The 24,914-nt window shown below is 67.2% G+C and carries 22 protein-coding genes, 1 tRNA gene and 1 pseudogene; 3 read left to right on the plus strand and 21 right to left on the minus strand.

Annotation, left to right across the window (positions count from 1 at the left end; translation table 11 throughout):
* Positions 1–61: 61 nt before the first annotated feature.
* The 3 genes from G6N24_RS21800 to G6N24_RS21810 are packed head-to-tail and all read right to left on the minus strand — an operon-like array spanning position 62 to position 3,856.
* Positions 62–1,501, minus strand: a complete 1,440-nt coding sequence (locus G6N24_RS21800) for an amino acid permease (protein WP_085162439.1) — start codon at positions 1,499–1,501, stop codon at positions 62–64.
* 40 nt (positions 1,502–1,541) lie between these two features.
* Positions 1,542–2,720: a PPE family protein gene (locus tag G6N24_RS21805; protein WP_085162440.1), complete on the minus strand. Its 1,179-nt coding sequence runs from the start codon at positions 2,718–2,720 to the stop codon at positions 1,542–1,544.
* A gap of 41 nt (positions 2,721–2,761) precedes the next feature.
* Positions 2,762–3,856, minus strand: a complete 1,095-nt coding sequence (locus tag G6N24_RS21810; protein WP_085162470.1) for a PPE family protein — start codon at positions 3,854–3,856, stop codon at positions 2,762–2,764.
* Positions 3,857–4,410: 554 nt separating this feature from the next.
* On the opposite strand from G6N24_RS21810, the gene G6N24_RS21815 reads away from it, so the two are divergent.
* Complete coding sequence (locus tag G6N24_RS21815; protein WP_407938716.1) at positions 4,411–4,521, plus strand: hypothetical protein; 111 nt, start codon at positions 4,411–4,413, stop codon at positions 4,519–4,521.
* Between the two features lie 2 nt (positions 4,522–4,523).
* On the opposite strand, the gene idi is transcribed toward G6N24_RS21815, so the two are convergent.
* The 16 genes and pseudogenes from idi to G6N24_RS21890 all read right to left on the minus strand — a co-directional run bounded on the left by idi (position 4,524) and on the right by G6N24_RS21890 (position 21,078).
* Positions 4,524–5,132: an isopentenyl-diphosphate Delta-isomerase gene (gene idi / locus G6N24_RS21820; RefSeq protein ID WP_085162441.1), complete on the minus strand. Its 609-nt coding sequence runs from the start codon at positions 5,130–5,132 to the stop codon at positions 4,524–4,526.
* Positions 5,133–5,151: 19 nt separating this feature from the next.
* Positions 5,152–5,712 carry a polyprenyl synthetase family protein gene (locus G6N24_RS26140; protein ID WP_179963452.1) on the minus strand — a complete coding sequence of 187 codons (561 nt, stop codon included), beginning with the start codon at positions 5,710–5,712 and terminating at the stop codon, positions 5,152–5,154.
* Between the two features lie 121 nt (positions 5,713–5,833).
* Positions 5,834–9,055 carry an arabinosyltransferase domain-containing protein gene (locus tag G6N24_RS21830; RefSeq protein WP_372514528.1) on the minus strand — a complete coding sequence of 1,074 codons (3,222 nt, stop codon included), beginning with the start codon at positions 9,053–9,055 and terminating at the stop codon, positions 5,834–5,836.
* Between the two features lie 155 nt (positions 9,056–9,210).
* Positions 9,211–11,151 (minus strand): galactan 5-O-arabinofuranosyltransferase, encoded by a 1,941-nt coding sequence (locus G6N24_RS21835; protein ID WP_085162443.1) that lies wholly within the window; start codon positions 11,149–11,151, stop codon positions 9,211–9,213.
* 2 nt (positions 11,152–11,153) lie between these two features.
* Positions 11,154–11,918 (minus strand): decaprenylphospho-beta-D-erythro-pentofuranosid-2-ulose 2-reductase, encoded by a 765-nt coding sequence (locus G6N24_RS21840; RefSeq protein ID WP_085162444.1) that lies wholly within the window; start codon positions 11,916–11,918, stop codon positions 11,154–11,156.
* Positions 11,918–13,303, minus strand: a complete 1,386-nt coding sequence (locus tag G6N24_RS21845; RefSeq protein ID WP_085162445.1) for an FAD-binding oxidoreductase — start codon at positions 13,301–13,303, stop codon at positions 11,918–11,920. The genes G6N24_RS21840 and G6N24_RS21845 overlap by 1 nt, the downstream gene beginning before the upstream one ends.
* Positions 13,304–13,332: 29 nt before the next feature.
* The gene (locus tag G6N24_RS21850) at positions 13,333–13,698 is read right to left on the minus strand and encodes a GtrA family protein (RefSeq protein WP_139822575.1); all 366 of its coding nucleotides are present in this window, start codon (positions 13,696–13,698) and stop codon (positions 13,333–13,335) included.
* 309 nt (positions 13,699–14,007) lie between these two features.
* The gene (locus G6N24_RS21855; protein WP_085162447.1) at positions 14,008–14,493 is read right to left on the minus strand and encodes a GreA/GreB family elongation factor; all 486 of its coding nucleotides are present in this window, start codon (positions 14,491–14,493) and stop codon (positions 14,008–14,010) included.
* Positions 14,494–14,591: 98 nt separating this feature from the next.
* Entirely contained in the window at positions 14,592–15,002 is a 411-nt protein-coding gene (locus G6N24_RS25980) for a hypothetical protein (RefSeq protein WP_232070637.1), read from the minus strand.
* Positions 14,975–15,484 (minus strand): flotillin family protein, encoded by a 510-nt coding sequence (locus G6N24_RS25985; RefSeq protein ID WP_232070638.1) that lies wholly within the window; start codon positions 15,482–15,484, stop codon positions 14,975–14,977. The genes G6N24_RS25980 and G6N24_RS25985 overlap by 28 nt, the downstream gene beginning before the upstream one ends.
* Positions 15,485–15,511: 27 nt before the next feature.
* Positions 15,512–15,700: pseudogene (locus tag G6N24_RS23950) on the minus strand (PE family protein); the annotation flags it as partial.
* Positions 15,701–15,826: 126 nt separating this feature from the next.
* Positions 15,827–16,657, minus strand: coding sequence for a galactan export ABC transporter permease subunit Wzm/RfbD (gene wzm / locus G6N24_RS21870; RefSeq protein ID WP_085162448.1), 831 nt, complete (start codon positions 16,655–16,657; stop codon positions 15,827–15,829).
* Positions 16,654–17,568, minus strand: a complete 915-nt coding sequence (glfT1, locus tag G6N24_RS21875; RefSeq protein ID WP_085162449.1) for a galactofuranosyltransferase GlfT1 — start codon at positions 17,566–17,568, stop codon at positions 16,654–16,656. Before glfT1 ends, wzm begins: the two co-directional genes overlap by 4 nt.
* Complete coding sequence (gene wzt / locus G6N24_RS21880; RefSeq protein ID WP_085162450.1) at positions 17,561–18,388, minus strand: galactan export ABC transporter ATP-binding subunit Wzt/RfbE; 828 nt, start codon at positions 18,386–18,388, stop codon at positions 17,561–17,563. The genes glfT1 and wzt overlap by 8 nt, the downstream gene beginning before the upstream one ends.
* 3 nt (positions 18,389–18,391) lie before the next feature.
* Entirely contained in the window at positions 18,392–18,931 is a 540-nt protein-coding gene (locus G6N24_RS21885; protein ID WP_139822573.1) for a bacterial proteasome activator family protein, read from the minus strand.
* Between the two features lie 59 nt (positions 18,932–18,990).
* Positions 18,991–21,078, minus strand: a complete 2,088-nt coding sequence (locus tag G6N24_RS21890; RefSeq protein WP_085162451.1) for a DUF6541 family protein — start codon at positions 21,076–21,078, stop codon at positions 18,991–18,993.
* Between the two features lie 113 nt (positions 21,079–21,191).
* On the opposite strand from G6N24_RS21890, the gene G6N24_RS21895 reads away from it, so the two are divergent.
* Positions 21,192–22,388: a cysteine desulfurase-like protein gene (locus G6N24_RS21895; protein ID WP_085162452.1), complete on the plus strand. Its 1,197-nt coding sequence runs from the start codon at positions 21,192–21,194 to the stop codon at positions 22,386–22,388.
* A 66-nt stretch (positions 22,389–22,454) separates the two neighbouring features.
* Here G6N24_RS21895 and G6N24_RS21900 read toward each other — a convergent pair whose 3' ends face one another.
* Positions 22,455–23,438 (minus strand): NAD(P)H-quinone oxidoreductase, encoded by a 984-nt coding sequence (locus G6N24_RS21900; protein WP_085162472.1) that lies wholly within the window; start codon positions 23,436–23,438, stop codon positions 22,455–22,457.
* A 31-nt stretch (positions 23,439–23,469) separates the two neighbouring features.
* On the opposite strand from G6N24_RS21900, the gene G6N24_RS21905 reads away from it, so the two are divergent.
* Positions 23,470–23,559, plus strand: a tRNA-Ser gene (locus tag G6N24_RS21905).
* A 116-nt stretch (positions 23,560–23,675) separates the two neighbouring features.
* Here G6N24_RS21905 and lipE read toward each other — a convergent pair.
* Positions 23,676–24,911: a lipase LipE gene (gene lipE, locus G6N24_RS21910; protein WP_085162453.1), complete on the minus strand. Its 1,236-nt coding sequence runs from the start codon at positions 24,909–24,911 to the stop codon at positions 23,676–23,678.
* Positions 24,912–24,914 lie beyond the last annotated feature (3 nt).

A 24,914-nucleotide genomic window follows, 5' to 3' on the forward strand; every position in this document is an offset into this window, starting at 1 on the left:
GCCGCGGCGACTATGCCGAGAAGACGCGAAAGCCCGCGACACGCCGGGCGTGCGGGGGCATTTACGTCTTCTCGTTCATCTCGGCCTGGAACAGGCGGTACTGCTCGGCGCGGCCGGGCCGGCGGCGAACGATCAGCCAACCGGCCGCGAGGACCGCAAACCACAGGGGAAACCAAGTCAAGGCGATCGCGGTCTCGGTTTCGGTGGTCAGCGTCCAGATCACGAATCCGAAGAAAGCCAGGACGGCCCAGCACATTGGCATGCCACCGGGCATCTGGTAGGTCGAGTCGGCGTGGCGTTGGGGGTGTCGCCGACGGTAGACCAGGTAGCTGACGACGATCATCGCCCATACGAACATGAACAACAATGCCGAAAAGGTGGTCACGAGGGTAAAGGCGCCGATCACCGAGCCGCCGGCGTACAGCAGCGGGATGGCGGTCAGCAGTAGCGGCGCCGTGACGAGCAGCGCGGGGGCCGGCACGCCGCCGCGGTTGAGTCGGCGAAACAGCGCCGGGGCGTTGCCCTCGTCGGCCAGGCCGAACAGCATCCGTCCGGTGGAGAAGACCCCGGAATTCGCTGAGGACGCGGCTGCGGTGACGACGACGAAGTTGATGACCGACGCCGCAGCGGCAAGCCCCGCCAACGAGAACATCGTCACGAACGGCGACTGACCGCTGGCGATCCGCCGCCACGGGACCACGGTCAGGATGGCCAGCAGCGCCCCGATGTAGAAGATCGCCACCCGCACCGGGACGGCATTGATCGCCCGGGGCAGGGTGCGGCGCGGGTCGGCTGTCTCGGCCGCGGCGGTGCCGAGGAGTTCCACGCCGATGTAGGCGAAGAACGCGATCTGGAATCCGCTCACCAGGCCCATGAACCCGGTCGCGAAGAACCCGCCGTCGTTCCAGAGGTTCTCGATCGTGGCGCGGTCGCCGTGTGCGGACACGAAATGGGTCGACACCAGGATCATCCCAACGACGACCAGGCCAAGGATTGCAACGATCTTGATCAACGCGAACCAGAACTCGATCTCCCCGAAGTTGCGGACGCCGACCAGGTTGAACGTCAGGAACACACCGACGGTGACCAGGACCGGCAGCCACGCCGGCAAGTCGGGCCACCAGTAGTGCGTGTAGCCCGTGATCGCGACGAGGTCCGCGATGCCGGTGACCACCCAGGCGAACCAGTACGACCACCCCAGGAAGAAACCCGCCGCGGGCCCCAGCAGGTCGGTCGCGAAATCGACGAACGACTTGTAGTTCAGGTTCGACAGCAGCAGCTCACCCATCGCGCGCAGCACGAAAAAGACGAAGAACCCGATGATCGCGTACACCAGCAGCACCGCCGGACCGGCGTGAGAGATCGTTCGCCCCGAACCCATGAACAAGCCGGTGCCGATGGCACCCCCGATCGCGATCAACTGAATATGACGGTTGGCAAGACCACGACGCAGGTGCGGGGCGACCTCAACAGCGTCGGCCGCGAACACTTCGTGCGACATGTGCGACGTCCTCATCAAACGGGTGCAAGCCGCCATCACGCTATCCCGCAAAAGGCGGGCGAGCCATCACCGTGGGACGAAACCCATATCGGGGCCCGGCACCCGCCACGTTCGCGCCTGCACCGGCCAGCGGCAAGCCACCCAACAGGTTTCCGGTCGACCCGACGTCAGGAGGCTCGACCACCTGGCTGACCCGCTGCAGGGGCGCGTGGACAGCGGATGGCCCCGGGCCTGTCCCTGCCCAGGCCGGCGGCACCGACAGCTTGCCGATGGAGGCCGCGCCGCCCAACCCCGCCGCTATCGGCCCACCGCCGCCAAGCGGGCCTCCCACGCTTGCTGCGGCGGCGGCCGCCGGCGCGGCCCCGACGGCAGCTTCGGCGGCTTCGGGGCCGATCATTCCCATCGCCTTGGCCGATGTCACAAGGCTGTTGGCAATGCCGATGCCGAAATAGGGCAACCCAGTGGTGTTGTAGATCAGCTGTGACACAGGTATGAGCCAGTCGATCAGCCACTGCGCCCATCCCGGGGTCGCGGACGGTCCAGCGAAAGCGAAGAGGGCCGAAATGGGCGAGGAGAGGCCTTGCAGCGCGCTGGGCAGCTCAGACAGCAGTTGTGACAAGGTGGACAGGGCCGCACCGGCCGCGGTGCCCGTGGCCTGGCCGACGGCGGCGCCCTGCAGCGCCGGCGCCGCCGGGTTGGTGGTCGGTGGCGGCGCCGCAAACGGTTTGACGGAAGAAGCGGTGGCCGACGAGACGGCATAGGTGTACATCGCCAGGGCGTCCTGGGCCCACATTTCGCCGTATTGGGCTTCGGTGGTGGCGATAGCGGCGGCGTTCAAGCCCAAGACGTTGGTCGAAACCAACGATGCCAACCGGGCACGGTTGGCCGCGATCAGCGGTGGGGGCACGACCGAGGCAAACGCGGTCTCATAAGCCGCGGCCGCAGCGGCGGCCTGGCTCGCCGCCTGCTGGGCTTGGGCAGCCGTCGCGCGCATCCAGGCCACGTACGGGGCCACCGCCTCGGCCATCGATGTCGAGGCGGGACCGAGCCACTCCTCGCTGCTGAGCATGCTGACCACGGCGCCATAATCGGTGGCAGCCGAGCTCAACTCCGCGGCCAGCGCATTCCAGGCCGACGCGGCGGCCACCATCGGTGCCGAACCCGGACCGGCATACATGCGCGCGGAGTTGACCTCCGGCGGCAATGCTCCGAAATCCATTGGCTATGAACCCCTTATCTCTTCGTCGGGCGCGTCGGGCGCTATCCGGCGGCCACCGGGCGTGGCATCACGGTGGGGCGGAACCCATTCCGGCGCTGAGCAAAGCTTGCGGTGCGCCCAGGCCTCCTCGTTGGCATACCCCGGAGCAGGCTCGCCGTTCCGCCTGGCGGGCCGGGGTGCACGCCGGCGCCCGGCATCTGTGCAGTATCGACGCTTGGCATCGAGGGCGATGACGCCCAACTCGACGGCACCGACATCCGCCCGATCAGCTCGGCCCGGCCCAAAAGTGCCGACACGCCTGGGCCGCCCGCGCGCGCCAAGCCCGGGCCGAGACCTGCCGTGCCCGGGCCCGCCAGCGCGCTCGCAGCGGCCGTCGTTGCTCCGCCCCGCCCGGCGATCAGCAACTGCGCTATCTGCAAGATGTTCAAGGTAAAGCCGCCGCCGTCGTAAACGAATCCTTCAGCGGTCGTAATGAGACCGGCCAAGGCGAGCTCGTCGGCCGGCGACAGGCCGGCCAATTCCGCCTCCAGCCACGCGATGATCGCGGAGAACCACGGAAACGACCGATTCGAGAGTTGCTGCGGCAATTGAGGCACCGCGCCCGCGCCCGGGCTGGTGATGGATGGCGGCGGCGTGAACGGGGTGAACCTCGAGGCGATCGCCGAGGAGCTGGCGTAGTCGTACATGGCGGCGGCGTCCTGGGCCCACATCTCGGCGTACTGCGCCTCGGTGGTCGCGATTGCCGGTGCATTCTGGCCGAAGAGGTTGGTCGCGATGAGCACGGTCAACAAGGCCCGGTTGGCCGCGATCACCGGTGGAGGCAGCGTCATTGCAAAAGCGGTCTGATAGGCCGCGGCGGCGGCTCGGGCCTGCACGCCTGCCGCTTCGGCCTGCGCGGCGGTAGCACTCAACCAGGCCACATAGGGCTGTGCCGCGGCCGCCATAGCGGCCGACGCGGGCCCGACCCATGGCGAGCTGGTCAGCTCCGAGATCACCGAATCGATTCCGGCCGCCGCACAGGTCAGCTCGGAAGCCAGGTCGTCCCAGGCCGACGCGGCAGCCATCATCGGTCCCGAGCCTGGACCGGTATACATGCGACCGGAGTTGACCTCAGGGGGCAAGCCCCCGAAATCCATCATCAGCATTGGTTGATCGACCGCCGGATCCTCAGCTGGTCGGGACAAGGTTCGCGTGTGACATGTGGGCTTGCCTCCACGTAGTTCGGACTCAATGGCTTTTCAGCACCGTCGCTTGCTGGGAGGCTAGAGCTTGCGCTCCCGCGACCGCGTCCGCCGCAACCGGTTGATCAGGCAAGCTCGGCCGCCCATCCGAACCGGCGACGCCGCAATGCGACGGGTGATCAACGATTCCTATCGCTGCCCGGTCACACGGTCGCTAGCTGCGCGAATACGCGGTTATCCCGGCCGCAGCGAGCGCGAGGGCCACAGCAGGGCGCGTCACCGCGTGCTCATGTCACGGCCCGGACAAGCCCACGGCGCGGAGAAAAAAATCTCGCTGAGACAAAGCAGCTTAGTGCAACAATCTGACACTGAAATAGTTTTCAGTAGAAACACTTTCTTAACATTGCAGCACGAGCGAGCCAAGTTGGCCCTACTCCTAGTCACACGCGCCACTGTCCAACGGCTTTCTCTGGCAGTCGGCGTACTCCGAGCTGCTGTTCCTGGATGAACTGTGGCCCGACTTCACCCGCGAATGCTTCGAGCAGGCGCTCGCGGACTTCGGACAACGCGTGCGCACGCTGGGAAGGTCGCACCGCCCGGCGAGCAAAGTGGACCCGTAGCGCTATTCGGCGGAGCGCGCGGCCACGGGCAGTCGGGAATCGTCGGCCACCGGCCAGTCAGCCGGACGCGGCCCCATCTCGGTCAGAAGGCTCAATTGTGCGCGACACCAAGGGGATACCGGCGTGATTGTCCCGGCGGCGACGTCACGAACGAACTGTTCCCAGGGCATCCAGCGCACGGCGTCGACTTCGTCTGAGTTCGGTCGGATCCGCCTGCCACCCCGGACTCGGTACACCGGGCACATCTCGTTTTCCACCGTGCCGTCGGCCATCGTTGCCCGGTAGCGGAAACCGGGCAAGATCAGGTCGACCACGTCGGCGATCAGCCCGAGTTCAACGGCGAGCCGCCGGCGGATGGCGTTCGGCAACGATTCGCCGGGCTGTGGATGCCCGCAACAGCTGTTGGTCCACACCCCCGGCCAGGTCCGTTTCGTAGCGGCTCGCCGGGTGATCAACAGTCGATCTTCGCGATCGAAGACGTAGGTGGAGAACGCGAGGTGCAGCGGGGTTTCAGAGGTATGCACGGTGGCCTTGTCAGCCGCACCTATCGCGCCGCCGCATTCGTCGAGCAGAACCACGCGCTCGTCGGGCGGGACCGGACCTGCGCCCATCACGACACCCGCGCCGCGACTAATTGGGCCAACGCCTGCAACTCCACCGCCCCGCCTCGGCCCGATCTTCAAAAGCCAGGTCCTCGGACTGGCCGGCGCACATCTCCAGCAGGGCACTCCTAAGGGCCTCTCCGGCCGCGCCACTACTTACCAGATCCACCGCCAGCACGAAAAGTGCGTCACCGGTTAACAACGCCTTCGGCACCCCGAACGCCGCCCACGCCGTGAAACGGTGTCGCCGTGTTGGTCGCCGTCCATGATGTCGTCGTGCAGCAGCGAAAAGTTGTGCACCAGCTCCACAGCGGCCGCGGCTGGAATTGCCGGCCGCACCGAACCGCCCGCCGCGCGCACATGCAGATGTCAGGGCCGGTCGCAGCGCTTTGCCGCCTCCTCGCGAATCTTTGCCACCGTCGATCCCCCACCATCCCACATGAAAATCGGCCACCCGCAGTAGTTCAGCGGGAAGGGTTTCCACGACGGCGTGCAGTCTCGGTTGGACGAGAACTCGCGCTTCGCCCAGAATGGCGTCGATGCTCGTGGCGCCTTGACAACCGTGAACCGATTGCGCCGCCTCGCTCATCCATCGCCTCCCTCATTGGCGCGCCCGAATGCCGCCACAAGCTACCGGATTGAGAGCCCAAAACGTAGAGGATTCGTCGGAACGGTTGATCACGGCGTGTTCGCGACGTTTCCCGCTAAGGCTAACCCCGGCGCAGCGGTGCGGGGTTCCACAGACCGCCGCGCGTGACGGTTCCCAGCTGCAGGTGCGCGGGCTGGGCGTCGGGGTAGTAGGGCGTCAACCGCTGCAACGCGCCCCAGTCCCGGAACCAATCGTCCTTCAGGTAGCTGGCCACCGTGGTCGTGTGCATCAGGAGCTCGGTGACGCCCAGCGGGCCGCCACCATTGTTGTCCATCACCGGGGAGTTGGCCTCGGCGCCGAACCGATCCGGCAGGATGCGCCATTTCGGCGCTTCGTCGACGCCGTTTTGATGGCCGAACGGTCGCTGGCACGGGAAGGCCAGGCCCACCAGCCAGTCGAGGAAGACCGGGTCGGTTGAGCCCACCACATCCTGAAGCGTCTGCACCTGCGGAATTCGCGGTGGTGTGAGTGCGATCCAGTGCTGCGGCGCCAGGTCGTTGTCGTCGGCGACTAGGCGAACCCGGGTGGCGGTGCTCGGGATCGCGGACAGCGGCGCGCGCAGGTTGCGCCAGGCGGGCGCCGCGCCGACGTCGGCGAATCCCAATGAACCGCCCGGGTGTCCCGTGGCGGCTCCCTCATCGGTGGCCCATTGCACCTGGACCTCGCGGGGGTCGAAGCGGCCGGCCGCGGTGACCACCAGCAGCGGCGCCCTGCCCCGCCGATCCGCGGGCGGCAGCCGGTACCACGCCGACCGCAGCATGGCGGGTACCTGGATGCCCGACCGCCAGCTGCCCAGCACCGGCGTGCGGGCCGGATCCAAGTTATAGGGAAGTCGCGCGACCGAGCCGTTGATTCCGGGTGCCGGGTTGGTGCCGCCCTCGGTGCCGGGTTCGCTGCCGGTGATCAGCCCGTCGTCGCTGATGAAACTGCGGTCGCCCGGGCGTTCCATCACCGGGTCGGCACGCACGTCAGCGGGGATGCCATTGGGTGTAAAGGCTTCCGATAGGCCGGCGCCCAGCGCGTCGGCCACCGGGGCGGTCGCGGGGGTCAGCATGCCGGCGTTGGGGTCCTGCTCGACCAGCACATCCTCGGCCAAGCCGCAGGCCGAGCCGCTCCACAGACCGGTCAACGCCTGTAGGTTGGACCGGCCCACCGACCACGCCGGGTACTGAGCGGTCATCCCGAGGGTCAGCGATGCCACCTCGAAAAGCACCAGCAACCACGTCGCAATCGCCAACGGGGACTCGACGATTCCGGCCAGCCGTGCCCCATAGCGGGTGGTGGGTGGGCCGTTATCGGTGGCGACGAAGTGGAACCACGCGGCCAGTAGCAGGACCAGCACCGTCAGACCGAGCAGCATGGTCGCAAAGCCATACCGCCATTCGGGGAACGAATTCGACCACGGCACACCGAAGTTGGACACATACCACCAGCCGTTGACGCTGGCGAATGACAGCGCCACCAAAAACACCACCGCCGCGGCGAACACCGTGCGGTTGCGGCGGGACCGCATTGCCGCGCTCGTCACCGCGACCGCGGCCAGCGCCCCCAGCGATCCCGCCAGCCCCGCGAACACCCCGAAGTGGTGTGTCCACTTGGTGGGAGTGAACATCATCGCCAGGAACGAGATGACGGTGATGCCGATGATGCGGCGGCTGGGTCCGGCGGCCGTGCCCGGAATTCGGCCCTTGCGCAACGACATTGCCACCGATATCGCCAGCGCGAGGACCAACGCGAGCACCGCGAAGCGGCGGGCCACGGATCCGTCGGGGCTGGCCATGAACAGCCGTTCGTAGCGGATGTGCTCGTCAAACCAGCTCAGGCTGGGCCCGAGCGCGCGCTTGAGGGCGGTCGCCTGCATCTCGCCGGCCACGGTCTGGTCGCGGAAGATCAGGATCGCCGTGACGGTGGTCGCGGCCAGGATGGGGGCCAGCAGCGGCAACGCGCCAAACTGTTTGGACCGGCGGTGGACGATGGTTCGCAGCGGCCCGATCGCAACCAGCAGCGCGCCGATGGACGCGATGCCGGTCGGCCCGGAGAACAGCGTCAGTGCGCCGACGATGCAGGCGACCGCCACCGGCAACAGCCGATTGGTGGCCACCGCGCGCTCGACCGAACACCAGGTCAGCAGGATGCCCAGGGCGATGATGGGCTCGGGCCGCAGGCCATTGTCGAGCGGCAGCCAGACCGCCAGGAACATTCCCGCCGCCGTCCACGCCGCGGCCCGGCTGCGTTTGACCGCGTGCCCGAGCCGGGGGATGACTTCGCGACTGATCACCCACCAGCAGGTCAGCGCCATCGCCAGGGTCGGCAGCCGCATCCACACACTGGTGGTGCTGACATGCGCCCACAGCGCGAGCAGGTCGTAGTACCAGCCGAACGGCGCCTCGGGGGTGCCCAACCAGCGGTAGTAATTCGCCATGTACCCGGCGTGCTCCGACACCCGGGCCATCGTCAGGATGTACCCGTCGTCGGAGGTGTTGGCCCCGACGAAATGCCACCACGTCAGCACGGTGATGACCAGGGCGTCCAGGCCGCCGATCGACCACCAGCGCGGGGGCAGGAAGCGTCGGTGCCGGGTGCCGTCGGCGGTGTCCAGGACGTGCAGCGCGAGCAGGGCGGCGCCGGTCAGTACCACCCCGAGGACCATCGCGAGCATTTTCAGCGGCGTCGGGGAGCTGCTGTAGCGGGTGTCGACGGTCGCCGAGAAGTTCAGCCCCGCCGGCGCCGGCCCAGTCAGATCGGTGAACACGCCGACGATTTGGGGCCGGAAGTCGTAGCCGCTTTTCTCCCCGCGCAGCGGTGCGCCGGGATGCTCGGCGTTGGGTCCCTGTGTGAGCCCGACGAATTCGGCGGTGACCCTGTCGGCGCGCGCGGTAAAGGTCAACCGCCGGCAGGCGGGGCCAAGCACCTCACTCAGCGGCGCGCTGACCACCGGGACATTGCGCACTATCAGCACCAGGTCGTCGTTGGTGCGCTGGACGAGCAGGCCACGATCGACGGCCTTCGGGGCCTGCTTGGGCACCGTGGACAACAGCGTGTTTTGCGCGCCGGCGAGGCCGGCGGCGGCTTGGCACGGGACGGTGATGTTCAGTTCGGTGGCCACGTAGCCGATCAGCGGCGCTTCGACGCTGTTGAAGGTGCCGTTCTGGGGCCAGTTCAGTTGGGCGGTGGTCTGGTTGACCGGCAGCAGCGGGGTGGCGATCGCCAGGACGGCCCCGAGCAGGCCGGCGAAGACGGCGACGAACCGAGCGATCCGGTAGTTTGCTCCCGCGTCGCTCACGGAGGTAGATGCTAGCTCCGCGACGATGCGCGCCGCGGAGCGGCGTGAGGTGGGGGCTCTCCCCCGCAAACGGGAGGTGCCCCCACCCGCTTGCGGGGGAGAGCAGGGCAATTGGGCTAGCTGTTGGGCCGCTTTCGGCGGGGTCTCGGTTGCCATCAGCCGCTCGCCACCGGCTTGCGGATGGCCAGGACGAATGGGCCAATGGTGTCGACCGAGAAACGCGGGTCAGCGAACAGGGCGGCCTTGAAGTCCACGGTGTAGCGGCGGACATTGGGCTGGTTGGGATACACATCCTCGGCCAGCCGCAGGGTATAGGTGTTGCCGGCGCCGTGGCGCATCAGGAAGACCGTCGGCGGGGGCCAGGGCAGCGTGTCCAGCGCGCGGACGAGCTCGCCGGCCGTGTTGAGCTTCGACCAGCTTTCGATGTGGGCGGCGCGCTTGTCGAACTGCGCCAGCGGGTTGGCGTAGTGCGACGTCAACCCCTGAAAGCCCCAATAGGGGTAGTACGACAGGAAGCTGTAGTCGGCGGTCAGCACCACGGTCTGATCCCGCGGCTTGCCGGTGACGCGCTGGATCGCGGCGTCGATCGCCGGGTAATACTTCTCCGAGCCGGGCGGTCGCCGGTCGCCGCGCTGGCCGTGGCCGTCGGTGTCGGTGTAGGCGATGGTGACATCAGGTCGCAGCACGTCGGGGATGTCCTGGCTGAACGCGATCGCCCCGGCCAGCCCGATCGCAACGGCCACCGGGATGACGGCGCGGCTGCGGTTGGACAGCGCCTGCGTCGCCTCGACGAAGCCGAAGGCCCCGGCGGCCACCAGCAACACCGACAGCGTCGGCTGCAGCCGGAACGACAGCAGCGTGGTGCGCGCCAGGGTGGTCAGCATCGATAGCAGGGACCACAGGTAGACGGCCAGCACGCCGATGCCCAACGCGCCGGCCCGGACCGACGATCGCGCCCTGACGACCAGCCACAGGGTGCCGAGCATGCAGATCACGCCCAGCAGCGAGAACCGCAGCATGGGGAAGGTCAATACGGCGCCGTCGGCGGGCAGGTAGTGCTGCGCGCTCCCGGTGTCGCTGACCGGGTCATGGGCCGCCCGCAACAGGTAGGGCAGCCAGGTGGTGGATCCGATGGCCGCCGCGATGACGGCGATGACGCCCAGTCGCTGCAGCGGGTCCAGGGCGGCCTTCGTGCCGTGCCGCCAGCGCGACGCGGCCAAGAGCAGTGCCATCAGCGTGACCGTGAACGCGCTGTAGGCCACCAGCAGCGTGTACCAGGTGGCCGCGAAGCCGAGGAAGAGGCCAGCGCCGAAGACCGCGGCCCAGCCTTGACCGCCGTCGGCGCGCAAGCCCGACCACGTCAGGACCAGCACCGGCGGCAGCAGCACCGTGATCATCGCGGCGTAGGGCTCGGGTGAGCCGTAGGCAAGCGTGACCGCGGCGGTGGCTGTGGTGACGATCAGCGCCTGCTCGAAGCGGATCATCCGCCACCACAGCACCAGCGCGACCGCGACCGCGATGGTGATCGAGGTGACGGCCCACGGTTTGTAGGTCTCCCAAGCGGATGTTCCGGTTAGCGCCGCGACGCGCCCGCCGATCCAGAACCAGCCCGGCGGGTAGAACGGCGGCAGTCCGACGTAGGTCATGTCGCGCAGGGCGGGGCTGTCGGTGAGCCGGGTCAGGTATTCGGTGCGGAACTGCTGGTCGACGGAGATGCCGAACAGGTAGAGCTTGGTGGCTCCCAGCGGCATGCCCAACGTCACGACGGTGAACGCGGACACGAACACCAACGCGCCCAGCCGAGCCAGTGGCCGCAACCTTCCGCCGAGCCGCCACACCCATCCGGCGGCGACCAGCCCGGCCAGGCAACCGACCTGGCCGACGGTGGTCAGCGCGTGCAGCTGGTTGGACGACGGGAAGGCGGGCCACTCCACGCGCGAGATCGCGTTGAGTGATATCACGGCGACCAGGACGGCCACCGCCACCGCTAGGGCCATCTGGCCAAGGGCGCGAGCGAACGCGAAAGCCCCCAATTCGGTCCCGAATTGGGGGCTTTCGCGTTCCCCCGCAAGCGGGCGGTGCCCCCAGCTCAACATGGTCAGATGGGCAGCTTGCGGAAGATGCTCCGCGGGATGTGACGCAACACCATCATCACGTACCGGAATGCTGGTGGCGCCCAGACCAATTCCTTACCTTTTGCGGCCGCGGTTACCGCGAGGTTGGCGACGTACTCCTTGTCGACGGTCAGCGGAGCTTCCTTGATGTGCGCGCTCATCCGGGTACGCACTTGACCCGGCCGGATCACCAGCACCCGAACGCCATACTCACGCAGCGCTTCTGACAAGCCCAGGTAGAAGCCGTCCAGGCCGGCCTTGGTGGATCCGTAGACGAAATTGGACCGGCGCACCCTCTCACCGGCCACGGTGCTCATCGCAATGATCTGGCCGAAACCCTGGGCGCGCATTTTCTCGCCCAGCAGCACGCCCACGGAAACCGATGCAGTGTAATTGATTTCGGCGATCTGCACGGCTTTGCGCTGGTTCTGCCACAGTTCTTCGGCGTCACCGAGCACACCGAAGGCGACGATCGCCACGTCGATGTCGCCGTTTGCGAAGCATTGGTCGATCACCTTGGGGTGGGTTTCCGTTTCCAGGGCGTCGAAGTCGATCAGCTCCACCGATCGCGCGCCCGCGGCCTTCATCTGGGCCACCGCGTCGTCGCGGCCCGGGTCGTCGGCCATGGCGGCCAGCACGATGCGGGCGGCGGCGTTGCGCAGGTAGCGCTCGCAGATGGCCAGCCCGATTTCGGAGGTGCCACCGAGCAGCAGCACGGACTGGGGGCTTCCTACGGCATCAAGAACCATTAAAGCAGCTCCAAACGTCGGGCCATGTCGGAGGCGAACACCCGCAGCGGGTCGACCTTACGGCGCACGGCGATCCACTCGTCGATGCGCGGATACATGGCGTGAAAGGTCTCCGCGGTGGTGCGGGAATCCTTGGCGGTGTAGAGCCGGCCGCCGAATTCCAGTACCCACCGGTCGAGTTCGCCGACGAATTCGCCCAGGCCCGCCTTGATCGGGAAGTCGACGCAGATGTTCCAGCCCGGGATGGGAAAGCTCAGCGGCGCCCGGTTGCCGGGGCCGAACAGCTTGAACACGTTGAGAAATGAGTAGTGGCCGCTGGCTTGGATGTCGCGGATGATTTTCTTGAACTCGTCGACGGCCTCGGTGGGAATCACGAACTGGTACTGCAAAAAGCCCGCCGGGCCGTAGGCGCGGTTCCATTCGCCGAACATGTCCAGCGGGTGGTAGAACTGCGTCAAATTTTGGACCTTGCCGCGGTAGGTGCCGGATTTGCGGTACCAGAGTTCGCCGATCGGCCCGAAGGTGTACTTGGTGGCCAGCCCGTTGGGGAACACGTCGGGCAACGTAAGTAGTTGCGGGGCATCGAATTTCAAGGGATTGCGGCGCAGCTTCGCCGGCAGCTGGTCGATGGTGGCCAGCGAGCCCCGCGATACCGCCGCCCGACCCAATTTCGGGGGCGCGCTGATCGCGTCGAACCAGGCGCTGGAGTAGGTGTAGCGGGCTTCGCTGCCGTCGCTGTGCAACGCGATGGTTTCATCCAAGCTGGCGGTGATGTCGCCGTCGGCGATGAAGTACGCCGTCTCGGTGGGCGTCATCTCGATGGTGGCGCGCAGGATGATGCCGGTGAGGCCGTTGCCGCCGACGGTGGCCCAGAACAGTTCGGCGTCCTCGCCGGACGGGGTGAGGCGGCGGATCTCGCCGCTGGCGGTCAGCAGGTCGATGCTGCGCACGTGGTTCCCGAAGCTGCCCGCGCTGTGATGGTTCTTGCCGTGGATGTCGCACGCGATCGCGCCGCCGATGGTCACTTGCCGGGTTCCCGGCAGCACCGGGACCCACAGCCCGAACGGCAGCGCGGCCTTCATCAACTGGTCGAGGCTGACCCCGGCGTCGACGTCGGCCAGCTTGGTGTCGGCGCTGATAGAGTGGATGCGCGACAACGGGGTCATGTCGATCACCAGGCCGCCGCCATTTTGCGCGTTGTCCCCGTAGGACCGGCCCAGCCCGCGGGCTATCACACCCCGGCCGCCCGCGGAGTCGGCCGCCCGCCCCACCGCCTTCGCGATCACCTCGGGATCGGGGGTGCGCAGCACGGCGGCCACCGACGGCGCCGTGCGGCCCCAGCCGGTCAGCCGGGTCGGGGTGGTGGAAAGGTCGGCGCTGAACATCGTCAAAGAGGGTACCCGTCCGGCCACGGTCAGCGGATGCGGAAGATTACGGCTCGCTGCACGACGAAATTGATCACCGTGGCCGTGCCCTGGGCGACCACGAAGGCGACGGGCACCGCCCATCCCCGGTAGTGCAGCAGTGCAAGGCACAGATGGTTGAGCCCGACCTGCACGGCGAAGGTGATTCCGTAGAGAACCATGACCGCGACGAACCGGGCGGTGCTCGGCGCCGCCTGAAACGTCCATCGCCGGTTGATCAGGTAGGCGGTGATGGTGCCGACGATGAAGCTGACGGCTTTGGCGAAATCAACCTGGAGGCCCACCACTTTGTAGAGCGTCACGTACAGGCCGAAGTCGACGATCCCCGCCAGCCCGCCGGTGACGACGAAGCGCATTACCTGCGTCGTCAGGTGCAGGTGGTGGCCCTGGTGCTGGTCGGTGGGCGCGGCATCAGGCTCTGCGGGCAGCATTGGGGGAGTCTAACGGGGGCCGCCGAGTGCCCCGCGGGATTGCGGATTGGCCGAGGTCTAGCCCGCCCGGTCCACCGGCGCCTCAGCAATCACACCACACCGGCAGGCCGGTTGAGCGCCGAACGTGCAGCCACTGCGAAGATCGAGCCCGAAAGTCGCAACAGCTTCACGCTGGCTGCTTCTGAGACTTGCGAGGTCTCAGCGAGGACACCCTGCGCCCGGATCAGCCGCCGATTAGCTGGGCAACTTCACCGCAATCAACTCGACCTGATTTTGCCCCTGCGGGGTGGAGTAGGTCACCGTATCGCCGGGTTGATGTCCGGCCAGGGCCTGGCCCAGCGGGCTGCGGGCCGTCAACGTCTCGGCCTCGCGGCCGACCGGAGTCTCTTCGACGATGGAGATCACGTGCATCGTGACGACTTCACCGTCGGGGAACCGCAAGGTCACCTCGGTACCGCCGGGCAGCGTTTCCAATCCGTTCCCGCGTGACGGCCCGGCCCGCAACCGCCGGTCGAGCTCGTTGATCCGCTCGGCGAGCACGGCCAGTTCGTCGGCGCGCTGTATCGCCTCGGCCGCGTCTCCGTGGTCGCCAACCATGCCGCGGTCGTTTTTGACCTCGACCTCCAGGCGGTCGTGGCGTTGGCGCAGCCGGTTGAGCTCCGCGGCGAGGTGATCCCGCGCTGCATCCGCCAGCCCTGTCGATTCGACTTCCTCGCTCACTTCCGCCGACCTTTCGCGGTGGTTTCCGATTGCCCGTTGACGCGTCTGCCGTGTATGAGCTTCGTGGCGCTTAGTTTTACACCACTAGCGGGCAGTCGTCACCCGATATCCGGTAAGCGTTTACAGGCAGTTGTCGAGGTGGATACCCCGTTGGCAGGCGATTCTATCCCCATTGCGGAGCGAAAAGGTCGAGCCGGGTTGTCAGGCATCAGCTTTCGGGCGTCCGGCGAGTGGCTGCGCCGAATTCTCGGGGTCCTCGTCGGCATAGTCGACAACCCCGCCGCGCAGCGCTTCGAAGATGCCACGCCCTGCGAGACCAATCCGCTGGCCAGCAGGGTGAGGCCTTCCGCGCCGTTGAGTACGGTCAGGTTTGCGCCGGAAAGCCCACGTGCCGCGTTGTCCACGATTTCGGGCAATTGGTCGATGAGCATCCTGTTCAGCGCCACCCTGTTGTGCGACGCGGCCGCTTCGGCCTGGATCGTCATCTTTTCCGCGTCGGCGACGGCCAAGGTCCGGACGCGTTCGGCGTCCGCCTCCGCCGGCTTGACCACGTCGGCGACCGGCTCCTGCTGGCGCAGCTCGGCGGCGCCGTCCTCATCGCCAGCACCTCGCGCTGGGAGGGCGCCTCGGCCAGCGGGCCAGCCTGGGCGGCCTGCGCCTGAGCGATCTGCGCTTGTTGCTGAATGGCGGCGTTGTGAGGCGCCGACATCGCGGTGATGTAGCCGAGACCGTCGTCGATGGACTGGATCTGCAGGGCGTCGACGTTCAGGCCGATCCGGGCCATCTCCTCTTTGCAACCGTCGAGCACCTCGGTCGCCTGCTTCTGGCGTTCCCGGATGATCTGTTTGGTGGTCATCGAGCCGATGATGGAGCGCAAGTGGTCGGCGAAGATCCGGCCCGTCAACACCGACATCTGGTCCTGTTCGGACAGGAATCGCTGGGCCGCGGCGATGATGCGCTCGGGGTCGTGGCCGACCTTGAGGGCGATCACCGCCCGGACGTTGAGGGTGATGCCCTACTGGTATCTGTGGCCATGAGCGCCGAATATCGCCGCGATTTGGGCCGACACCTCGTCGGCGGCCGCGGCCAGCACGCCCGTCGTCGGAGCAGCCGGAGCGGCGTTCGCTGCGCTGATCGTCGATCCAATTGCGACAACGTCGTTTGCCGCTGTGTTCAGCGCCTCCGGAACCGCAATCACATGCGACATCGGAGACCTCCCAGCACCGCACGACGACCCGGAAATCGCCCGCTCGATGAGCGAGCGCCGACACGGCCGGATCGTATCGTCATACGGGACACCATGTTCGGGGTTTCGACCATGTCGTTGGCCGGGTCAGACCCAGTAGGGCACCCGCGCGCGATACCGCCGCATCACGAAGGCGGCCACCCCCCACCCGACGGCGGTCAGCGCCACAACCACCGCCCAGTGCCGCAGCTCCTGGTGCGCGCCCAGCAGGGGCGCCCGCACGATATCGAGATAGTGCAGCAGCGGGTTGAGTTCGATGATCTTCGACCACACTCCGGCGCCCTGCTGTCGCAGTGTGTCGTCGTTCCAGATGATCGGCGTCATGAAGAACAGCAACTGGACGACGGAAAACAGCAGGGGACCGATGTCGCGGTAGCGGGTCGCCAGGACGCCGAAACACAGTGACACCCATATGCAATTGAGGACGATCAGCCCCAGCGCGGGAATCACCGAAAGGTCGGCCCACGACCACGGCTTGGGGAAGATGATGGCGATGACGAGAAAAATGACGATGTTGTGCGCGAACAAGATCATCTGCCGCCACACCAGCCGATAGACGTGCACGCTCAAAGGTGTCGGCAACTGCTTGATCAGTCCCTCGTTGGCGACGAACACGTCGGCGCCCTCGAGGATGGCGGCGTTGATCAGGTTCCAGACGATCAGCCCGAGCGTGACGTACGGCAGGTGCACCGACAGCTCGAGGCGGAACAGCTTCGAATACAGGCCACCCATCGCGACGGCGGTGGTGCCGGTCGCGATGGTGATCCAGAACGGTCCCAACACCGAGCGGCGGTATCGCTGCTTGATGTCCTGCCAGCCCAGGTGCATCCACAGCTCGTGGCGACGGAACCCGGCGACCAGGTCGCCGCGCGCGCGGGCAAACGTCCGCGACTGAGCAGCGGCGTCGATGAACGTCATGCCGAACCTTCCGGTCGCTCGAACTTCTCGCGACGCCCCAAGCGGCGCAACCGAATCCACTCCAACAGGCCCCGCGGGTCGCGGCGCGTGACCAGGAAGAACCAGCCGAACCTAACCCACTCCTGCGGCAGCAGCTTGCGCAGGCCCGGTTGCGACAACACGTAGCCGCGGTTGCGGTAGGTGAAGAACCGCTTGGCCGGGTCGTCGGGGTATTGGGTGTGCATCCGCCCGCCCAGGATCGGCTTGAACTCCTCGGATCCGCACGGATGCAGGTAAACCGCGGCCAGGCAGGTTCCGAACGGCAGGCCGGAGCGGACCAGCCGGCGATGCATTTCCACCTCGTCGCCGCGGATGAACAGCCGCAGGTCGGGGACGCCGATCGCTTCTAGGGTGGACGCCCGGAACAGCGCGCCGTTGAACAGCGACGCGATCCCGCGCAGCAGTTCCTGCCCCTCCTCGGTGCGCAATTCGCTTGTGCGCCTGCGCCATACCAGGCCGCGCCGCAACGGAAACGCCAGTAGCTCCGGGTCGTCGGAGTTGCAGACCATCGGTGACACTTCGGCCAGGCCGTACTTCTCGGCGCAGGCCAGCAGGGTAGCCAGCACCCGGGTGTCCTGCGGGCGCCCGTCGTCGTCGGCCAGCCATATCCAGTCGGCGCCCTGTGCCAGCGCATGCAACATGCCGAGCGCGAAACCGCCCGCGCCGCCCAGGTTTCGGCGAGAGGCCAAATAGGTCGTCGAAATCGGCTGGCCGGCGACCAGATCGCGGGCCCGGCTGTTCTCGGGGCCGTCATTGTCGACCAGGATCAGGTGGTCGGGTGGCCGGGTTTGGGTGCTCAGCGCGTCGAGCGACTTGGCCAGCTCGTCGGGTCGCCGGTGGGTGACCACGACGGCGACGACGGATTCACTCATCGCCCGAGGCTTGTTGCGCGAGCGGCTTGGAAGCGGCCGTCTCTTCCAGCACTTCGCGCACATGCCGGGCGGCGTCCTCACCCTCGTAGGCGCGCACCACGTCTTCGATGCCGCCGGTGAGCCTGATGACGCCGTGGTCGATCCACATCGCGGTCTTGCACAACCGGGCCAGAAATTCGTTGGAATGGCTGGCGAACACGAGGATTCCGGAACGCTCGACCAAGCCCTGCAGCCGGGACTGGGCCTTCTTCAGAAAGTCGGCATCCACGGCGCCGATGCCTTCGTCGAGTAGCAGGATCTCGGGGTCGATGCTGGTGACCACACCCATCGCCAGCCGGACCCGCATGCCGGTGGAATAGGTGCGCAGCGGCATCGACAGGTAGTCGCCCAGCTCGGTGAACTCGGCGATCTCGTCCACCTTGGTCAGCATCTGCTTGCGGGTCTGTCCCAGGAACAAGCCGCGGATGATGATGTTCTCGTAGCCGGAGATCTCGGGGTCCATGCCGATCCCCAGATCGAACACCGGCGCGACCCGGCCGGTGACCTTCGCCCAGCCGCGGGTCGGCTCGTAGATGCCCGAAAGTAGGCGCAGCAGAGTCGATTTCCCGGCGCCGTTGTGCCCGACGAGACCAACCCGGTCGCCGAGCTCCAGCGACATGGTGATGTCCCGCAGTGCCTCGATGACGACCACGTTGGAATTGTTCCGGCCGATCGTGCCGCCCGCCTTGCCCAAGAAGGCCTTCTTCAGCGAACGTGACTTGGCGTCGAAGATGGGAAATTCCACCCACGCGTCACGCGTCTCGATGTGCGGGCCGGACACTGTTTACAGGTACTGTCCGGTGCCGTGACCATGGGCTTGGCTCGCTTTACCCAGTCCCGGCGGTAGCGCGCCGTGGCGCATCTGCTCCAGCTGCGCGCGGGCCGCCATCTGCTGCGCGAACAGAGCGGTCTGGATGCCATGGAACAGCCCCTCGAGCCAGCCGACCAGCTGGGCCTGGGCGATGCGCAGCTCGGCGTCCGACGGCGCGGCATCCTCGTTGAACGGCAGGGTGAGCCGATCCAATTCCTCACGAAGTTCCGGTGCCAGGCCGTCCTCCAGCTCCCGGATGCTGGTCGCGTGGATCTCGCGCAGCCGGTTGCGGCTGGCCTCGTCGAGCGGTGCGGCGCGCACCTCCTCGAGCAGCTGCTTGATCATCGTGCCGATTCGCATCACCTTCGCGGGCTGCTCGACCAGGTCGGTCAGGGAGCGTTCATCGGAGTCTTCGTCCTGTACCGCTATCAGCCCGGGATCGACGCCGCCGATGACCTCGATGTCGTCATCGTCGTTGCCGGTACTCAAACCAATCACCATCCTCTTACACACCTTCTAGGAGTGGGCCCCGTCTTGGGGCGCGTCGTTGCGCTATTTCTCGCTATTTCCCGCTATTTCCCGCGCCATTCGTAGATCCGGGCCCCGCCATTGTCGTAGATCTTCGCCCACGACTTCGATTTCTCCAGCGAGACTAGTCCGTCGGGGGCCACGAACCCCCGCACGATCGGCAGGCTGGTCAGGATGTAGCGGATGTTGAGGACCTTCACGGACTCGACAACACGCGGGTCGTCGGTGCCGTTGCGGGCATAGGCCCAGAAGATGAAGCGGTGGTAGCCCGGACCCATCTGTACCGGGTAGTCGTAGTGCGTCCAGAGTGGGTGCAGCCCGGCAACCGCATACATCCATGCGGTGCCGTCGGTATTGCCGTTTCCGATCAGGGTGTCGCGGGCCCCGGGCAGTTTCGCCAGGTAGGCCATGGCGTCCAGGTCTTTCTGGTCGACCATCACCGAGTCGTATTTGTCGCCGAACAGGAACCGGTGCCGTGGAAAGTAGTGCCATGCACTCACCACGGTGGCCGCCACCAACAGCGCCGCTGTGATCGGGGCCCAGGTCGATGGCGATGACCCGCTACGCCCGGCTTCGCCGCGCTGGCGATCATCACCGGCGCGTGCGGGCACCGGTCTGAAACGGTGCGGGAGTCGTTTGGCCAGGGCCACCACCAGCATGACCGCCGTGAACAATCCCACACCCGCCATCGGCACCAGCAGCAGCGTCGTGGCCGCGGCGATGCGGCGCGGATCTTTGTAGAAGAACTCGCCGAATGTCCCGGCCAGCGCCCCGATGGGCCCGCCCAGCGGCGTTCCGGCGTCGACGTTCGCCACGATGAGCAGCAGCCAAACCGCCAGCGGCCACCAGATCTTTGTGACCAGGAAGATGAACCCGCCAAAGGCGGCCAGCACGATCAGCGCGTACTGGACCGGGAAGTCATTGAGGTGTCGGGAGTGCTGAAACACGGCGTCGAAGACGCCACGCTTCTTGCTGAGGTAGGTGAGGAAGGAGTGTCCGGCGATGATGTCTTCCTGTTGGGTGACGCTGAGAAACTGTGGCAGCAGGATCAGCCCGGCCGTCACGGCGACGCCGGCCAGCGTCAACAGGTCGGCGAGCCGGCCTCGCACGGGATGCCACAGCGCCTCGAAAGCCCACCAGGCTCCCACCAGCAGCACGACGACGACCCCTCCGGTGATGTGCACCGAAAAGACCCCGACCAACGCGAGCACGGCCATCGGGATGCGGTCTCGGTGTTGCAACGTCGAGGCGATCAGCAGCATCGCCGGCGCCGCGATGCCGTAGGCGACCAGATTGGGCATCGCGGCGGTGTCGAACTCGACGTAGGGCACCGCGGTGAACGAGGCCGACAGCGCCGCCGCGGTGGCCGACGCCCCGGCGGTCCGCCATTCTGCGGAGGCCGGCAATGCCGAGCCGAACGGCGAGGCTGAGGTGCGGGCACCTCCCGCTTGCGGGGGAGCCGACCAATATGGCCCCGCGTGGGTGCGCAGCGCGCGCCAGGTGAGAACGGCCGCGCTGACCGGGAACAGCCAGACCGCCGCCGCCAGCGAGCTCAGCGTGTAGCCAGTGGTGGGCGCGGCCCCGGTCAGTTGGCAGAACACCGCGACCAGGCCGTGGAATACCGAGGGATAGTACAGGGCGGCGTGTGTCTCGACGTTGCGAAGCTCGCCCATATGCGTGGACGAGGCCTGGCCGGTGTCGAGGATGAAGCGCACCGTGTTGGCGTGCCAGACCGCGTCCCAGGTGCTGGGGATGGATTGCCAGTGCGGGATGCCGGCGATGGCCGCCCAGCCGATGAGCAGGGCGCCCAGTGCCACCCCGGCCGCGACGGTGACTGCCGGCCAGCCGCTGACCGTTCGTGCTTCGGCCTCGGCGTCGCGAAAGCGGCCGAGCAGCAGCTGCAAACCCGTTGCTACTACGCAAACGATAGCCAGCGCGGCCAGCGCGGTCCAACCGTTCCAGGGGATGCCAAGCGCGCCGTAGGGGATGATCGCCAAGGCCACGACGCCGTATGTCAGTGGCGGGCCCACCGCGATCGCGATGGGCCAACTCAGCTGCGCGATCCGCGCGACGATGGCTCCCGGTGCGATCAGCAAAATCAATGCGATCAGCGTTCCGAACCACAAGCTCACTCGACTAGTATGGCTGGCCGGGTGACCTGGCTCGTGAAGCCCGGCTGGAGCAGGGGCACTCACCGCTACCGTCACCAATTTGCGGAGATTGCGAAAGCTCTAAGGTGGCTGGCATGGCCTATGACGTCGCCCGAGTGCGCGGACTGCATCCGTCGCTGGGTGACGGGTGGGTGCACTTCGATGCGCCAGCCGGGATGCTGATCCCCGATTCCGTCGCGACCACCGTGTCGACGGCCTTCCGCAGGTCCGGCTCGAGCACAGTGGGTGCTCACCCATCCGCGCGGCGCAGCGCGGCGGTGCTGGACGCGGCGCGCGCGGCGGTGGCCGATCTGGTCAACGCCGACCCGGGTGGCGTCGTGCTGGGCGCCGATCGCGCGGTGCTGCTGTCGTCGCTGGCCGAAGCGTCGTCGTCCCGCGCCGGCCTGGGGTACGAGGTGATCGTCAGCCGCCTAGACGACGAGGCGAACATCGCCCCGTGGCTGCGGGCCGCGCACCGCTACGGCGCCAAGGTGAAGTGGGCCGAGGTCGACATCGAGACCGGCGAGCTGCCGACGTGGCAGTGGGAGAGCCTGATCGGCAAGTCGACCCGGCTGGTCGCCGTCACCTCGGCGTCGGGCACGCTGGGCGCGGTCACCGATCTGCGGGCGACGACCAAGCTGGTCCACGACGTGGGCGGCCTGGTGGTGGTCGATCACTCCGCCGCCGCGCCGTACCGTTTGCTGGATATCAAGGAAACCGACGCCGACGTGGTGACGGTGAACGCGGCAGGGTGGGGTGGCCCGCCGATCGGGGCGATGGTATTTCGCGATCCGGCGCTGATCAATACCTTCGGCTCGGTGTCGACGAACCCGTACGCCGCGGGCCCGGCGCGCCTCGAGGTCGGCGCGCATCAGTTCGGCCTGCTGGCCGGCGTCGTCGCCAGCGTCGAGTACCTCGCGGCACTCGACGAGTCCGCCCGCGGGAATCGACGCGAACGGTTGTCGCTGTCGATGCAGTCCGCCGGTTCCTACCTAAACCGGATCTTCGACTACCTGATGATGTCGCTGCGGTCGCTGCCCTTGGTGATGCTGATCGGCCGTCCGGAGGCGCGGATACCGGTGGTCAGCTTCGCTTTGCATGGGATACCGGCCGATCGGGTGGTGCAACGGTTGGCGGACAACGGGATTCTGGCGATCTCCAACGCCACTTCGCGCGCGCTCGACGTGCTGGGCGTCAATGACGTCGGCGGCGCGGTCACCATCGGGCTGGCGCACTACACGACGATGGCCGAAGTCGACCAGCTGGTGCGCGCGCTGGCGTCGCTGGGTTGATCGGCGAGCAGACGCGGAATCGCATAATTGCTAGGGATTTCATGCGATTCCGCGTCTGCTCGCGCTCTAGGACGCGACAGTCAGCACGATCTTGCCGGCCACCTTCCCCGACACCAGCAGCCGGTGCGCGTCGGCCGCTTGTTGCACGGGCATCCGCGCGCCGATGATCGGGCGGACCCGCCCGTCGGCAAACATCGGCCAGACCGAGGCCGTCACCGCCTCGACGATGGCGCCCTTGCCGTTCGCGCCGCTCACCGGCCGCGCCCGCAGCGTGGTGCCGATCACCCGCGCCCGTTTGCCCAGTAGCTTGCCGAGGTTGAGCTCAGCCTTCACCCCGCCCTGCATGCCGATGATGACCAGCTGCCCATCGGTGGCCAGCGCGTCGATATTGCGGTCCAGATAGACCGCACCCATGATGTCGAGGATCACGTCGGCGCCCGCGCCGCCGGTTGCTTCCTTGACGCGTGCGACGAAATCCTCGTTGCGATAGTCGATCGCGATCTGGGCACCCAGATCGCGACACAGTTGCAGCTTCTCCGGGGACCCGGCGGTGACCGCCACCCGGGCGCCCAACGCCCGCGCGACCTGGATCGCGTGGCTGCCGATGCCGCTCGCCCCGCCATGAAGCAGGACCAGCTGGCCGGCGCTCAGGTGAGCCGTCAGCACCAGGTTGGACCACACCGTGCAGGCCACCTCGGGTAGTCCGGCCGCGTCGGTGAGCTCGACACCCGTCGGAATCGGCATCAGCTGGCCGGCGGGAACGGCGACGCATTCGGCGTATCCGCCGCCGGCCAGCAAAGCGCAAACCTGCTGTCCGACAAACCATTTGGTGACATCGGCGCCAACCGCAGAGACGACGCCGGCCACCTCCATGCCGATGATCTCGCTGGCTCCCGGTGGGGGCGGATACCTACCGGCGGCCTGCAGCACGTCGGCGCGGTTGACGCCGGCGGCGGCGACCTTGATGAGCACCTCGCCCGGCCCGGCGGTTACGTCGGGCACTTCTTGCCATACGAGTTGTTCGGCGGATTCGGCGACGATGGCGCGCATGCCGGTCACGCTACCGCTTACCCTTGTCAGCGGTGGCGTGGCAGAGCGGCCTAATGCACTCGCCTTGAAAGCGAGAGACGGCCAAAACCGTCCGGGGGTTCAAATCCCTCCGCCACCGCCATGTGACCGCGTTTGCCGCCTTCACAACCCCGCCCCGCGAGCGCGCGTGTTTGTACACCGACACGCCGGCACGGCTGGCATTCTGTGCACCCTCGCTGCCCGGTCGGGTGCTCGTCGTCAACCGGGCGGGATAGCGGCCGTGATGGTGTTCATCAAGGCGCCGTGGCGGCCGGCGTCGGGATCCCGGCCGGGCTTGCCGCTGCTGATCAATCCGGCGGCCAGCCCGCGCGCGGGGTCGGCCCACACGGCGATGTTGACCAGGCCGAGATGACCGAACGCGGCCGGTGCGTTGCGGCCGAACGGTCCGTACCGCGTCGATCCCAGCATGAATCCGGTCCCCCAGCGAAGCGGCATCAGCCCGGTGGCGAAGTCCGGCCGCAGACGTCGGCATTCCTGCACCGCGTCGCGCAGCGTTTCCGGTCGCATGATCCGAACGCCATCGAGTTCGCCTCCGCGGCGCAGGATTTCCATGAACCGCGACAGCTCGTTTGCGGTGGAGACGGTGTTGGACGACGGGACGACGGTGGTGAGGAAAAACGGCTCGTTCGTGTAGGGAATGACCTCGTGCACGGTTCCACCGATGGCCTTACGAAAGATCGCGGCGATCACCGGTGGCAATGGGCGACCGGTGGCGTGGCTGGGCGCGACCAGCGGGACGTCGTGTTTGGCGACGCCGTAGTTGGTCCATCGGAAGCCGAGCGGGTCGAGGATCTCGTTGGCGAGGATCTCGCGAATGTCCTTGCCGGTGGCTGCATAGACGATCTCGCGCACCAACGGTCCCCAGGTCAGCGCGTGGTAGATGTGCACCAATCCCGGGGGGTAGATCGGCCTCAATTCGCCGAGCTTTCGTTGGGCGTACTCGTGGTCGTCCGCGCGGGTGACGTCGGGCCTGGGCCCGGTCGGGAACGGGACGCCCGCGCTGTGGGTCATCACGTGCCGGATCGTGGTGCGGTGCTTGCCGTGGCTGGTGTAGGTGGGGATGTAGTCGCAGACACGATCGTCGAGCGCGAAGTATCCCCGTTCGACGAGCATGTGGATCACGGTCGCGGTGATGGCCTTGGCCGCGGAGTACACACAGAACGGTGTGTCCGTCGTGACCGGGATCCTTTCCGCGTCGGGATCATCGGTCGGGGCGTTGCCCCAGCCGTGGCCGATCGCGCGGTTGAGCACCACCCGCCCGCGGTGCCGGATGCACAACTGGATCGCGGGATGCATGCCGGCCGCATACCAGTGCCGTGCCGCCCGCCAGATCCGCTCGACGGCCGCGCTGTCGATCTCGGCATGGTCTTCTTCGCCGATCGCGGTGACGGCGTCTAGGTCGGCCGGCACGCGGATCTTGCCGTCGGGGGTCATGGC

This window comes from Mycobacterium lacus (assembly GCF_010731535.1).
Classification (GTDB): domain Bacteria; phylum Actinomycetota; class Actinomycetes; order Mycobacteriales; family Mycobacteriaceae; genus Mycobacterium; species Mycobacterium lacus.

Coding starts and splice junctions, on each gene's coding strand:
- G6N24_RS21800 (WP_085162439.1), bottom strand. CDS start 1,501: ATGTCGCACGAAGTGTTCGCGGCCGACGCTGTTGAGGTCGCCCCGCAC.
- G6N24_RS21805 (WP_085162440.1), bottom strand. CDS start 2,720: ATGGATTTCGGAGCATTGCCGCCGGAGGTCAACTCCGCGCGCATGTAT.
- G6N24_RS21810 (WP_085162470.1), bottom strand. CDS start 3,856: ATGGATTTCGGGGGCTTGCCCCCTGAGGTCAACTCCGGTCGCATGTAT.
- idi (WP_085162441.1), bottom strand. CDS start 5,132: ATGGGCGCAGGTCCGGTCCCGCCCGACGAGCGCGTGGTTCTGCTCGAC.
- G6N24_RS26140 (WP_179963452.1), bottom strand. CDS start 5,712: ATGAGCGAGGCGGCGCAATCGGTTCACGGTTGTCAAGGCGCCACGAGC.
- G6N24_RS21835 (WP_085162443.1), bottom strand. CDS start 11,151: ATGTTGAGCTGGGGGCACCGCCCGCTTGCGGGGGAACGCGAAAGCCCC.
- G6N24_RS21840 (WP_085162444.1), bottom strand. CDS start 11,918: ATGGTTCTTGATGCCGTAGGAAGCCCCCAGTCCGTGCTGCTGCTCGGT.
- G6N24_RS21845 (WP_085162445.1), bottom strand. CDS start 13,303: ATGTTCAGCGCCGACCTTTCCACCACCCCGACCCGGCTGACCGGCTGG.
- G6N24_RS21850 (WP_139822575.1), bottom strand. CDS start 13,698: ATGCGCTTCGTCGTCACCGGCGGGCTGGCGGGGATCGTCGACTTCGGC.
- wzm (WP_085162448.1), bottom strand. CDS start 16,657: ATGACGTTCATCGACGCCGCTGCTCAGTCGCGGACGTTTGCCCGCGCG.
- glfT1 (WP_085162449.1), bottom strand. CDS start 17,568: ATGAGTGAATCCGTCGTCGCCGTCGTGGTCACCCACCGGCGACCCGAC.
- G6N24_RS21895 (WP_085162452.1), top strand. CDS start 21,192: ATGGCCTATGACGTCGCCCGAGTGCGCGGACTGCATCCGTCGCTGGGT.
- G6N24_RS21900 (WP_085162472.1), bottom strand. CDS start 23,438: ATGCGCGCCATCGTCGCCGAATCCGCCGAACAACTCGTATGGCAAGAA.
- lipE (WP_085162453.1), bottom strand. CDS start 24,911: ATGACCCCCGACGGCAAGATCCGCGTGCCGGCCGACCTAGACGCCGTC.